The sequence below is a fragment of the Actinokineospora sp. UV203 genome (genome assembly GCF_056323665.1).
Window position 1 is genome coordinate 2,725,375 of record NZ_CM150484.1, and the last position, 12,345, is coordinate 2,737,719.

Here is a 12,345-nt window from a genome sequence, read left to right on the forward strand (position 1 = left end):
CGCCCCGGTACTAAAGTATGGCTAACCTAAGATGACGCGAACCGGACGGAGACTTGTGGATCAGACCGTCCGTTCGGTGACCACCGGCATCCGTCCCGCAACCCGCCCGGTCGTTCTGCTCCTGGCCACCTTGTTGCTCGCGGGACTCTGCGTCGCGTCGCTGGCGATCGGGAGCAAGACGATCCCGTTCGGCGAGGTGTTCAGCGTCCTGTTCGACCCGCGGGGCGGTGAGACGGAAGCAATCGTGCGCGGGCTGCGGCTGCCGCGAACCCTGCTGGGCCTGTTCGCCGGAGCGGCACTGGGACTGTCCGGCGCGCTCATTCAGGGCCTGACCCGCAACCCGTTGGCGGACCCGGGCATCCTCGGCGTCAGCGCGGGAGCGGGCTTCGCCGTGGCGGTGGCGGTCGCGGCGTTCGGCCTGTCGTCGTTCTACTCCTACGTGTGGTTCGCCTTCGCCGGAGCCGCCATCGCCAGCGTCGTCGTCTATGCCCTGGGCAGCTACGGCCGCGGCGGCGCGACTCCGGTGAAACTGGCGCTGGCCGGGGTGGCGATGCTGGCGCTGCTGACCTCGCTGACCAGCGGGGTCCTGCTGCTCGACCCGAACGCGCTGTATGTGTACCGGTCGTGGGCGGTTGGCTCGCTCACCGGGCAGGACACGGCGGTGGTGGCGCAGATGGTGCCGTTCCTGCTGGCCGGGACGGCGTTGGCGGTGTCGGTGGCGCCCGCTCTGAACAGCCTGGCGCTTGGCGACGATGTGGCGTCCTCGTTGGGGCGCAGGCTCGGATTGATCCGGTTCGGCGGGGTTGTCGCGGTGACGCTGCTGGCGGGGACGGTGTCGGCGGTGGTCGGGCCGATCGTGTTCATCGGGTTGGTGATCCCGCATGTGGCTCGGGCGATCACTGGGCCTGATTACCGGTGGATCTTGCCTTACACAATGGTTCTGGCGCCGTGTTTGGTGTTGGCCGCGGACATTCTGGGGCGGGTTGTGGCGCGGCCTGGGGAGATTGGCGTCGGCGTGATCACGGCTTTCCTTGGGGCGCCGTTCTTTATCGCGTTGATCCGGCGGCGTCGGTTGGCGGAACTGTGATGGGCCACTGGTTCTCCCCCGCGCCCCGCCGAGGCACGCTTGTGGAGGTGTGACCGATGGCCCTCCTCGAACTCACCCGCCAACCCGGCCGCATCGCGATCCGCCTTGGCCCCACCTCAGCGATCATCCGACCCCGGATGCTCGGCGTCTGTCTGGGGCTGCTTCTCGCCTCCGCGCTCATGTTCGCGGTCGAGCTGTCCTTCGGCGACTACCCCATCCCCCTTCTCGACGTCGTCCAAGCGCTCTTCGGCGTCGGGGATCGCGCCACTCTCTTCGTCATCGAGGAACTGCGTCTTCCCCGCGCCCTGGTCGCGCTCCTCGCGGGCTGCGCCTTCGGGGTCTCCGGCGCCCTCTTCCAGACCCTCACCCGCAACCCGCTGGCCAGCCCGGACATGATCGGCCTGAGCTCCGGCTCCGCGACCGCCGTGGTCGCCGGGATGGTGCTCGGGTTCGGCTCGGGCCTTGGCACCCAAGCCCTCGGGTTGTTCGGCGGCATCGCCACCGCCGTGCTGATCTACGGACTCGCCTGGAAGGGCGGCACCACCGGCTACCGAATCGTCCTCGTGGGCATCGGTGTCTCCTGGATGTGCACCAGCCTCACCAGCTACCTGCTGGTCAAGGCCGACATGTGGCAGGCCCAGCAGGTCCTGCGCTGGCTCATCGGCAGCCTCAACGGCGCCGACTGGGTGCACGTCACCCCGCTGGCCTGGGCAACCATCACCCTCGGCGTCGCCGTCCTCCTGCTCTCCCGCTGGCTCCGCCTCCTGCAACTGGGCACCGACGTCGCCACCGCGCTCGGGGTGCCGGTGCGGTTCGCCCAACCCGCGCTGATCGTCACCGCCGCCGCGCTGGTCTCCTTCGCCACCGCCGCCACCGGGCCGATCGTCTTCGTCGCGCTGACCGCACCGCAGATCGCCCAGCGGCTCACCGGCAGCGCTTGGCCGCCGCTGGTGGCGTCCGGGCTGACCGGCTCGTTCCTCGTCCTGGGGTCCGACCTCATCGCCCAGCGCGTCATTCCCGGCACCCTGCTGCCGATCGGCGTGGTGACCGGCGCGCTCGGTGGACTGTTCCTGTTGTGGCTGTTGACCCGCGCGAACCGGGTCGGGTCTGGAGGCTGACCGAATGCGACCCGAGATCGCGCCGACACTGCGGGCCGAGGGGCTCGCGGTGTCCTATGGCGACCGCTCCATCATCACCGACCTCGACCTGGTTGTCCCGCCCGGCAAGATCAGCGTGATCGTCGGCGCCAACGCGTCGGGCAAGTCGACGCTGCTGCGCTCACTGGCCCGGCTGCTGTCCCCCGCCGCGGGCAAGGTGTATCTGGACGGCGAGTCGATCCACGCCATGCCGACCCGGACGCTCGCCCGGATGGTCGGCCTGCTGCCGCAGTCGCCGGTGGCCCCCGAGGGGATGACGGTCATCGACCTCGTCGGCCGCGGCCGCGCGCCCCACCAGAGCTGGTGGCGGCAGTGGTCGCACAGCGACGAGGAGACCGTCCGGCACGCGCTGGAGCTCACGTCGATGCTGGACCTGGCCGAACGCCCGGTCGACGAGCTGTCCGGCGGTCAGCGCCAGCGGGCCTGGATCGCGATGGCCTTGGCCCAGGACACCGACATCCTGCTGCTCGACGAGCCCACCACGTTCCTCGACATGGCTCACCAGATCGAGGTGCTCGACCTGGTCATGGACCTCAACCGCACCCGCGGCCGCACGGTGATGATGGTCCTGCACGACCTCAACCAGGCCTGCCGCTACGCCGACCACATCGTGGCGATGAAATCCGGCCGGATCGTCGCCCAGGGACCGCCCGCCGAACTGCTCACGTCCGAGCTGGTGGACGAGGTCTTCGATGTCCGCTGCTCCGTCGTGACCGACCCGGTGAGCGGAACGCCGCTGGTCATCCCCATCGGGCGGCACCACGAACCACAAAATGTGGCGAAGCACCCCTTCACAATTCACTGATGCTGTGTTTAGCATAGGCTCACCTAAGAACGCCTCGAGGAGAGCCATGTACGTCTGCATCTGCGCCGCGGTGAGCGAGGCCCAGGTACACGCCTGCATCCTGGCCGGCGCCCGCACCGCGGAGGACGTCGGCACCCGCTGCCAGGCGGGCACCGGGTGCGGCAGCTGCCTCGACCGCATCGACGACATGCTCGACGATCACACAATGGCGGCGACAACCGCCGCTTAAGGGTGACCGCCCCGCTTCCGTGGTGCGAGGTCACAGGTCTGGGTTTACGGTCGGGCGTCAACCCGTTCGACCGGAGGTGCCCACCGTGCGTGGCGACGAAGAAGTCATCGCGTTGCTCAATGAGCAGCTGACCAGCGAGCTCACCGCGATCAACCAGTACTTCCTGCACGCCAAGATGCAGGCGAACTGGGGCCTGACCAAACTCGCCGAGCACACTCGCGCGGAGTCCATCGAGGAGATGACCCACGCGGAGATCATCACCGACCGCATCCTGTTCCTTGAGGGGCTGCCGAACTACCAGAAGCTGCTGCCGCTGCGCATCGGGCAGACGCTGCGCGAGCAGTTCACCGCCGACCTGGCCATCGAGGTCGAGGTCGTCGAGCGGCTCCGCAAGGGCATCCCGATGTGCCGCTCGAAGGGCGACGCCACGACCGCGGCCCTGTTCGAGAAGATCCTCGCCGACGAGGAGCACCACATTGACTACCTCGAGACGCAGATGGAGCTGATGGACCGCCTCGGCGAGCAGCTCTACCTCGCGCAGACGGTCGACCGGCCGCCGACAGTCTGAGCACGACAAGGTCGACCCGACCCGAGTCCGGCACGCGCCGGACTCGGGTTTTCACGTCTGACCGAATTCGGTCACTGGCAAAGATCAGCCGCCGCGGGCATTCGTCTCTGGTAGACCACTCCTTCCGATTCGGCATTCACCGGCTCGAAAGGAACTTTCCCCATGCACGTTCCAAGAATCGCGCGGCAGGCCGCGTTATGCGGCGCATTGCTCGCCCTGGCCACCCCCGGCCTGGCGGTCGCGGAGACACCGCAAGGCGCGTGGTGCGTCCCCTTCGGCGCGGCGCAGGCCGACCGCGCCGGTGAGTGGGCCAGCTGCCTCGACGTCGCCGTGCGGCTCTCCGAAGCGCCCGCGGTCGGCAGGCAGGCCCGGGTCGACATCGAGGTGCGCACGACGGCGGAGCGGTCCGACCTGAGCCTCGACGTGCGCCTGCCCGCAGGGCTGGAGTGGGTCCACGCCCCCGCGGGCCTGCGAACCGAGTCGAGCGTGTCCCAGGTTCCCGCCGACAACGGCAAGGTGCACCGGGCGGTCGGCGCCGGGCGGGCCGACCGGGTCCGCCCGCTGCGGCTGAGCGGCACGGTCCGCGCCGTCGCCGAAGGCGCGGCGGAAATCCGCGCCGCCGCGAGCACGGCGGCGGACGCTGATACTGGGAGCGCCTTCCTCACTGTCGGCGCCCAGCGCTCGACGTTCGGCATCGCCGCGCGCGACACCAACGCGACGGCCCCGGCCGAGCCGGGGACCCGAGCCCACGCGCACCTCGCGCACAAGCCCGCCGGGCCGACCGCGGCGGGCGCGGGCACCGCGTGCGCCACCGGGACGTGGGGCTACGTCGACCACACCGGCGCCGCCCGGGTCTCGGCCAACGCACAGGTCGCGGTGTGGGACGCCGACGCCACCGGCAGGCACGACCTGCTGGCCGCCGGCCTGACCGACGCGACCGGCCGCTTCCAGCTGTGCTTCGACAACACCGACGAGGACGGCACCGGGCAGGACGTCTACGCGCAGTTCGCCACCGAGAACGCGCACTGGATGATCCAGCACGGCCGTTCCAAGCAGGCTTACCGCTTCGAGAGCCCGGTGCGCGCGGACCTGGCCGCGGGCGCGACCGCCGACTTCGGTCCGGTGAAGCCCGCCGACCCGGCGCTGATGCGCGGGGTGGAGGCCTTCGACGTCATGAACACCGCGTGGAACTGGACGCCCGGCACCTGCTGGGACGCTCGCGACACCACCTGCCGCAAGGGCCGGATCAACTGGGCGCCCGACTCCACCGACGGCACCTACTACTCGCTGCGGGAGAACGCCGTGCACCTCGCGGCGGCCGACCCCGACTCGAACATCCTGGTGCTACACGAGTTCGGCCACGCGATCATGGACGACGTCTACGAGGACGACTTCCCGCCCGCCCCCGACTGCAGCCCGCACTACATCCACCGCACCAGCTCGCAGGGCTGCGCGTGGACCGAGGGATTCGCCACCTGGTACGGCGTGGTGATCCTGAACGACCCGACGTTCCGCTGGCCGGACGGCCGGACCCGCGACCTGGAGGGCCCGACCTGGGGCACCCCCGAGTGGGACAACGGCGACGTCGTCGAAGGCCGCGTCCTCGGCGCCATGATCGACCTGGCGGACACCACGAACGAGCCGGGCGACACCTGCGCCGAAGACCCGACTGGTCCACAGTGGACGACGTTCCTGAACCACGTCTCCGATACGTTCCAACAGTTCTGGGCCCAGCGGGCCGCTGACGGCTACGACGTCGGACCCGCCGCGCAGGGCTGCCTCTACCACAACACGATCGATTATCGGCGCTAGCGCCGGCGGCGGGCGCATTCCCGCGAGCCGGGGATGCGCCCGCGTGGAGCTGTTAACTTTGGACACCATGGCGAACCCGAAGGTCGGCGAAGCACTGCGGCGGCTGGGAATCGGCGACGAGGCGACCCGGATCTACCTCGCGCTCCTGGATCTCGGGCCGACACCGCTGAACGCGGTCGAGGAGCAGGCCGGGGTGGCCCGCGAGCGACTCGGCCCCGCCTACGCCGAACTGGTCGACGCGGGCCTGGCCAGTGCCATCTCCGACGAGTCCGACACCGCCGCCCCGCTGCCGCCCGCGGCCGGCCTGGAGATCCTGGGCAGGCACCGAGCGGCCGAACTCGACGAGTCCCGGATCGCCGTGTCCGGGGCGTTCGAGTCGTTCCGCCGGCTGCGGCTGGCCGAGTACAACGACAACCTCGTCGAAGTCGTCACCGGCGACGCCATCGGCCCGCGGATGCGGCAGGCGTGGGCCAGCGCCCGCACCGAGATCCGCCAGTTCGATTCGCCGCCGTACTTCCCGATCGCCGACGCCACCGCCGACTCGCTGGCCACGCTCGCCCGAGGGGTCTCGCAGCGGGTCGTGTACTGCCGCGAGTCGCTGGAGTACCCGGGCAACCTGGAGGAGAGCATCGAGCCCTGCGTGGAGGCGGGCGAGCAGGCCCGGGTGCTGCCGTCGGTCCCGGTGAAGCTCGTGATCATCGACGACGCGTACGCCCTGGTGTCGCTGTCGGTCAAGGAGGCCGACGTGCACAACTCGATGCTGATCGTGCAGCCGTGCGGGCTGTTCTCCGCGCTGGTGGCGCTGTTCGAGGAGTCCTGGCTCAACGCGCTGCCGTTCTACGGCCGCGAACCGCAGCCGCAGCGGCTGCTGCCCGCCGACCGCAGGCTGCTCGCCCTGCTCGCGGGCGGTGTCTCCGACGACGACATCGCCCGGGAGATCGGAATCAGCAGGCGCACCCTGTTCCGCCGGGTGGAGTTGCTGATGACCCGACTCGGCGCCACAACCCGCTTCCAGATGGCGCTGCAGGCCCAGCGGCGGGGCTGGCTCTGAATGGCGGCTGGCTTTGTTGTGCTTTGTTCGGTCGTTCGGCTTGTTCCACCAGGCCCTCGTAGTGCTCGTCGAGGTCTGGGCCGTTCAGCAGGGCTACGCCAAGGGGATGGGGCGTGGTGAGGCGTGGTCGATTCCCCTTCGCGGTCTTCACTTCCCGCGTCGACGATAGCGCTAGGCCAACCGCACTAACGACTGGTTTCCACGCCGGTCAGGGTCAGGTCGTCGGGCAGGCCCTCGACCGATGAGTCGTTCTCCCCCACATCGAGGCTCAGCCGGAACCCGGCCAGCGGCAACGATTCGATGCGCAGCGGGATCATCCGGTCCGGCAGGACGGGTGCGAACTGCACGGTCCCATCGGGCAGGTCCGGTTGGAACCGCAGCAGGGTCTGGGCGAGCAGGATCGGGGCCGCCGCCGCCCAAGCCTGGGGGGAACATGAGGTGGGGTAAGGGATCGGGCTGGGGAACTCGGCCCGGTCGAAGCCGCAGAACAGTTCTGGCAGCCTGCCGCCGAAATGTCTGGCGGCGTCGAGGATGCCCTTGGCGACCTTTTGCGACTTCGCCACGAAGCCGTATCGCATCAGGCCTGCGGCGGTGATCGCGCTGTCGTGTGGCCACACCGAGCCGTTGTGGTAGCTCATGGGGTTGTAGGCGCCCATGGTGGAGGCCAGGGTGCGGACGCCGAACCCGGTCCACATCGCCGGGCCCGTGAGGTGTTCGGCGACGGAGGCGGCTTTGTCGTCGTCGATAATGCCGCACCACAGGCAGTGGCCCAGGTTCGAGGTCAGCGCGTCGATCGGGCGTTTGTCGGCGTCGAGGCCGATGGCGAACCAGCCCTGTTCGGGCAGCCAGAACCGGTCGTTGAACGCCTCCTTGAGCCGCGCCGCCTTGTCCTCGTACGTCGCCGCCGTCGCTGGGTCGCCGAGGGCCGTGGCGATGCGGGCGCGGGCGGTGTAAGCGGCGAAGACATAGGCCTGGACCTCGGCCAAGGCGATGGGCGCCACGGCGAGACCGCCCGCGGCGTCGTTCACGCCGTCGAACGAGTCCTTCCAGCCCTGGTTGCGCAAGCCTCGGTCGGTGGCGCGCTGGTACTCGACGAACAGGTCGCCGTCGCGGTCGCCGTACTCGTCGATCCAGGCCAGGGCCCGGTCGGCGGCGGGCAGCAGCGCGGTGAGCTCGGCCTCGGGCAGCCCCCAGCGGTGCAGCTCCCCGAGTAGCGCGACGAACAGCGGGGTGGCGTCGGCGGTCCCGTAGTAGGCGTTGCCGCCACCCAGGGTGAGCGCGGCCTCCCGACCCAGGCGCACCTCGTGCAGGATGCGGCCCGGTTCCTCCTCGGTCAACGGGTCGATTTTCGTGCCCTGGTGGTCGGCGAGGGTCTGCAGGGTGCCGAGGGCGAGCCGCTGGTCGAGCGGCAGCGCCATCCAGCTGGTCAGGAGCGAGTCACGGCCGAACAGGGCCATGAACCACGGCGCGCCCGCGGCCACGACGGGCCGCTCCGGGTGGTCCGGGTCGTGGATCTGCAGGGCCCCGAGGTCCGCGGCGCTGGTGCGCAGGGTGGCGGCCAGCGCGGGATCGCCCGTGGCGAGCTGCGGGATCGCGATCTGCCACGCGTCGAGTCTGCTCGCCGGGGAGACGGCCTTCGGTGCGACGTCCCCGCCGATGAAGGTGCGCACGGTGAACCGGGTCAACCACTTGCCGCGCGCCGGGATCATCGCCCGGAAGCTGATCTCGCCCGCCGCGATCCGCGGGTCGCCGGTGGCGCTCAACGCCATCCGCATGGTGTGGTCGCCGGCCGACCATGTGTAGGTGAGCGTGTCGGAGCCCGCCTCGACCACGACCCCGGGGTGCGCCTGGACCCGGCTTTCCTTGACCTCGAACAGGTCCGCGAAGTCCGCTTCGACGGTGAGACACACCGCGACCTCAACGGGCTCGCCGGACATGTTGTGCAGGACCAGGTCCTCCCGCAGCCCGCCGTCCAGCGACCGCTCGCGCACAACGAGCAGCGTGCTGTCGGCCAATCCGCCCCGCGGCGCGGTGCGCCCGAGGAACTCGGCCGAGAAGGGCTGCTGGGAGCTGGTGCTCAGCGACTCGACGGATTGGCCGTCGAGGGTGAGCCGCCAGCCGGAGAGCACTCTCGTGTCGGAGACGAACAGGCCGTGCGGCCGGTCCTGGTGGATGTCGCCGTCCATCGCGGACTGGCAGAAAGTCGAGCCGTCGACGAGCGTCGTGGTGCCCGCGCCGCCGACTGAGGACAGGGGTGGTGCGGCGCTCGACGCCCATGCCGTCATCCGATCATCTCCTCATACAGGTCGAGGTGGTCACGGACCACCCGTTCGGTGTTGAAGTAGTCGGCCACGGCCGCCCGGCAGGCACGCCGGTCGATGTCCCCGACCCGGCCCACCGCGCTCACAAGGTCGTCGTACCCGTCGCACAGGAATCCGGTGACGCCATCCTCCACGATCTCCGGCGCGGCGCCCGCCCGCAAGGCCACGACCGGGGTTCCGCAGGCCAGGGCCTCGATCATGACCAAACCGAACGGCTCCGGCCACTGGATCGGGTTGAGCAGCGCCCGCGCGCCCGCCAGCAGCTCCATCACCTCGCTCAGCCGCGCCTCGCCGACATACTCGATGTCCCCACCGAGCAGGGGCTCGACCCGCTCTTTGAAGTAGGCGTGCTCGGCGGGCTCGCGCATCTTCGCGGCGATCTTGAGCGGCTGCCCGGATTCGCGGGCCACCCTGACGGCCTCGTGGACGCCTTTCTCCTGGGTCATCCGACCGAGGAACAGCAGGTAGCCGCCGTTCCCGTCGCCGGAGGGAAACCGCTCGGGGTCGACCCCGTGGTGGATTACGCGCGACACCCGGACGTCCGGCGCCCGCGAAGCCTGGTCGCGGGAGATGGCGATGACCGGCAGGCGGTCACCGTAGCAGCGGTAGATGTGGCGAAGGTGCCCCAGCATCGGACTATGGCAGGTGGTGACCACCGTGTCCATGCCGTGGGCCAGTGCCCAAAGGGGACCGCTGACGGTGTGGTCGTGCACGATGTCGCGGTCGGCCAGCGCCTCGTACGCCTGGCAGACGTGGCTTAGTTCCACCGTCACATTCTCGAGCTGCTCTGTCGCGGCGTGTTCGAGCGCGAACCGGTGCGGCACGACGGACTCACTGTCACCGGTGGTGAAGAGCATGACGTCGTGGCCCTGTTTGTCGAGCCCACGGGCCAGCCGGTCGAGGAATGATTCCGTTCCGCCATAGCCCGGTGGTGGCACCGGCAGCCACGGGGGCGCGAGCAAGCCCACCTTCATCGAGCGCTCCTCCGTCGGGCGTCAAGCTGCTTCGGGTCGACACGGGAGTACCCACACTCAGCCGTAAACCAACCGGGGGTGGGCCGCGGGTCGCCGCGAATCCGTTGCGAGTACTCGAATTGCCGCCGCCACCACCGCGTCGACGACCGTCACCGCCGCCCGCGGACGTCCGTCCCGGCACGGCCGGTCGCGAGGTCGCCGAGCCGGTCGAGCGCTTCGTTGTTGCGCGGGGTGAGCAGCAGATCCTGCACGACGCCAGGGACGATCTTCGCGGGCCCCGCCGAGACGTGTTCGGTCATCGTGACCCTGGTGCGGCTGGGACCGAGCTCCTCCAGTTCGAGTCGGACCAAGGCAGCGCCGAAGGGCCAGGCCCAGGCGTCGAGTTCCAGCATCCGGGGCGGCTCGACCCGCCGGACGATGGTGGCGTCGGACAGGCTCAGCGGCCACGGCGCGATGTTGTGGTGGATGCGGGACCCGACGTCGGGCCAGCCCTGGTCGACCGCCCGGATGTGCGCGGCACCGACGACCCAACTCGCGTAGAGCCAGCCATCAGCCAAGATCGCGAAAACATCGGCCCGGGGGGCGTCGATCACCTTGCTCACAACTGCCATGGAGCCCTCCCGAGCCGTGCGGATACTGGCGACCGGATACCCGTGGCCCGTGTGGACAAACCCGGCGTTCGCAGCGGTCATAAGGCCAAGGCGACCGTGACGGCGCCTGACCACGGTTGCCGCCTATCCCGCGCCCCCCGGGACGTAACCAACACTTGAATCCCGGGGAGGCGGAACGGTCAGCGGCCGAAGAGTCCGACCAGGGTGCCCGCGGCCAGCTTGTGGCCGCGGACCGCGTCGTGCACCTGTTCCGCTGTGGCGTCCGCGCCGAGGCCGAGCGGCTCGTCGACGGCGTAGAGGCGGAAGAAGTACCGGTGCGGGTCATCGCCGACCGGCGGCGCGGGCCCGTCCCAGCCGGTGCCGCCCCAGTCGTTGCGGCCCTGCGTGACGCCCTCGGGCAGCTTTCCCTCAGGTAGTTCGTTCACCTCCGGCGAGATGCCGGTGGCCACCCAGTGGACGAAGGTGCCCTCCGACGCGTCCCTGTCCTCGCAGACCAACACCAGTTCCTCGGTGCCCTCGGGCGGCGGCGTCCACTGAAGCGGCGGCGAGGCATTGTCCCCGTCATGCGCGAACCGGTTGGGGATGAGCGTGTGGTCGGTGAACGCGGCGCTGCGCAGTTCGATGATGTTGTCCGGGATCGTGTCGTCCATCGATCGGCTGCCCTTGCTCAGCGAGGTCGGGGCCAGCTCGGCGGGCGCATCGTCCTGCTGCGCTTCCTCGTTGGCGGCATCGACGGCCTGGTCGTCCGAGACGCCCCGCCGATCGCGATCCGCCTGGAGGCGAGCGCGTTTCACGTCGTGCTTGTGGCTGCCGTTTTTCGACATGGTGGAACTCCTTCCGGTCCACCTGGGTTACCCGAACCGCGCGGAGTCAATCGCGGCGTTTCGGCGGGACCGGTCCCGGTTATCCAGCCGGGAGGGAGGCGGGATGTCTGTTCCGGTCGTCATCGAGTCCTCGGGCGGTGAGCTGCCCGGCGACCTGGCGGTACCGGCCGAGGCGCGCGGCATCGTCGTGTTCGCCCACGGCTCGGGCAGCTCACGGCACAGCAGCCGCAACCGGGCGGTCGCGGAGGTGCTGCGTGACAGCGGATTCGCCACCCTGCTCATGGACCTGCTGACCGCGGAAGAGGACCAAGTCGACCTGCGGACCGGGGAATTCCGATTCGACATCGACCTGCTCGCGTCGAGGGTCTCGACGGCGGTGGAGCAGATCCGCGGGCAGCAGGCGGTGCGCGGGCTCCCGGTGAGCCTTTTCGGCGCCAGCACCGGCGCGGCGGCCGCCTTGGTCGCGGCCGCCGACGATCACTCGGTACGTGCCGTCGTGTCCCGGGGCGGCAGGCCTGACCTGGCCGGGGACGCGCTCGCCCGGGTCCAGGCGCCCACGCTGCTCATCGTCGGCGAACTGGACACCCAGGTGCTCACCCGCAACGAACAGGCGAGCCGAGCACTCTCGGCGTCGAACCGCATCGAGGTCGTCCCCGGCGCGACCCACCTGTTCGAGGAACCGGGCACGCTGGACCGAGTCGCGGACCTGGCCGCGGAGTGGTTCTGGGTGCATGGCGCCGGCTCCGCTCGGGTGCTGTGACATGGCGCCGGCTCCGCCGGCGCGGCTCGGTCGCTGCGGCATGGCGCCGGCCCGCCGGCGCGGCTCGGTCGCTGTGACATGGCGCCGGCTCCGCCGGCGCGGCTCGGTCGCTTTTGTGGTGACGTTTCGGGGGTCCCGCACAAACA

Annotated in this window: 12 protein-coding genes; 8 read left to right on the top strand and 4 right to left on the bottom strand. The window is 70.2% G+C overall.

Translation table 11 applies throughout. From position 1 onward, the window contains the following. Window positions 1-76: 76 nt before the first annotated feature. The 7 genes from ACUZ2Y_RS12660 (at window position 77) to ACUZ2Y_RS12690 (ending at window position 6,709) form a co-directional block, all read left to right on the top strand. Window positions 77-1,087 (top strand): FecCD family ABC transporter permease, encoded by a 1,011-nt coding sequence (locus ACUZ2Y_RS12660; protein WP_476330276.1) that lies wholly within the window; start codon window positions 77-79, stop codon window positions 1,085-1,087. Window positions 1,088-1,143: 56 nt separating this feature from the next. Continuing rightward, window positions 1,144-2,205 carry a FecCD family ABC transporter permease gene (locus ACUZ2Y_RS12665; RefSeq protein ID WP_476330279.1) on the top strand — a complete coding sequence of 354 codons (1,062 nt, stop codon included), beginning with the start codon at window positions 1,144-1,146 and terminating at the stop codon, window positions 2,203-2,205. Between the two features lie 4 nt (window positions 2,206-2,209). Continuing rightward, complete coding sequence (locus ACUZ2Y_RS12670) at window positions 2,210-3,049, top strand: ABC transporter ATP-binding protein (RefSeq protein WP_476330282.1); 840 nt, start codon at window positions 2,210-2,212, stop codon at window positions 3,047-3,049. A gap of 46 nt (window positions 3,050-3,095) precedes the next feature. Beyond that, complete coding sequence (locus ACUZ2Y_RS12675) at window positions 3,096-3,278, top strand: (2Fe-2S)-binding protein (protein ID WP_476330285.1); 183 nt, start codon at window positions 3,096-3,098, stop codon at window positions 3,276-3,278. A gap of 85 nt (window positions 3,279-3,363) precedes the next feature. Further along, a complete protein-coding gene (gene bfr, locus ACUZ2Y_RS12680) occupies window positions 3,364-3,846 on the top strand; it encodes a bacterioferritin (RefSeq protein WP_476330288.1) in 483 nt (160 codons plus the stop codon). A 162-nt stretch (window positions 3,847-4,008) separates the two neighbouring features. After that, the gene (locus tag ACUZ2Y_RS12685) at window positions 4,009-5,658 is read left to right on the top strand and encodes a transthyretin-like family protein (RefSeq protein WP_476330290.1); all 1,650 of its coding nucleotides are present in this window, start codon (window positions 4,009-4,011) and stop codon (window positions 5,656-5,658) included. Window positions 5,659-5,725: 67 nt separating this feature from the next. Next, window positions 5,726-6,709, top strand: a complete 984-nt coding sequence (locus ACUZ2Y_RS12690) for a transcriptional regulator TrmB (RefSeq protein ID WP_476330292.1) — start codon at window positions 5,726-5,728, stop codon at window positions 6,707-6,709. 185 nt (window positions 6,710-6,894) lie between these two features. Here ACUZ2Y_RS12690 and ACUZ2Y_RS12695 read toward each other — a convergent pair whose 3' ends face one another. The 4 genes from ACUZ2Y_RS12695 to ACUZ2Y_RS12710 all read right to left on the bottom strand — a co-directional run bounded on the left by ACUZ2Y_RS12695 (window position 6,895) and on the right by ACUZ2Y_RS12710 (window position 11,439). Beyond that, on the bottom strand, window positions 6,895-8,994 hold the full coding sequence (locus ACUZ2Y_RS12695; protein WP_476330295.1) for an amylo-alpha-1,6-glucosidase: 2,100 nt from the start codon (window positions 8,992-8,994) through the stop codon (window positions 6,895-6,897). Beyond that, a complete protein-coding gene (locus ACUZ2Y_RS12700) occupies window positions 8,991-10,004 on the bottom strand; it encodes a glycosyltransferase family 4 protein (protein WP_476330298.1) in 1,014 nt (337 codons plus the stop codon). The genes ACUZ2Y_RS12695 and ACUZ2Y_RS12700 overlap by 4 nt, the downstream gene beginning before the upstream one ends. A gap of 149 nt (window positions 10,005-10,153) precedes the next feature. Beyond that, the gene (locus ACUZ2Y_RS12705; protein ID WP_476330300.1) at window positions 10,154-10,615 is read right to left on the bottom strand and encodes an SRPBCC family protein; all 462 of its coding nucleotides are present in this window, start codon (window positions 10,613-10,615) and stop codon (window positions 10,154-10,156) included. A 179-nt stretch (window positions 10,616-10,794) separates the two neighbouring features. Further along, the gene (locus tag ACUZ2Y_RS12710; protein ID WP_476330304.1) at window positions 10,795-11,439 is read right to left on the bottom strand and encodes a YbhB/YbcL family Raf kinase inhibitor-like protein; all 645 of its coding nucleotides are present in this window, start codon (window positions 11,437-11,439) and stop codon (window positions 10,795-10,797) included. 103 nt (window positions 11,440-11,542) lie between these two features. Here ACUZ2Y_RS12710 and ACUZ2Y_RS12715 point away from each other — a divergent pair, with 103 nt between their 5' ends. After that, window positions 11,543-12,199 (top strand): dienelactone hydrolase family protein, encoded by a 657-nt coding sequence (locus tag ACUZ2Y_RS12715; RefSeq protein WP_476330306.1) that lies wholly within the window; start codon window positions 11,543-11,545, stop codon window positions 12,197-12,199. Window positions 12,200-12,345 lie beyond the last annotated feature (146 nt).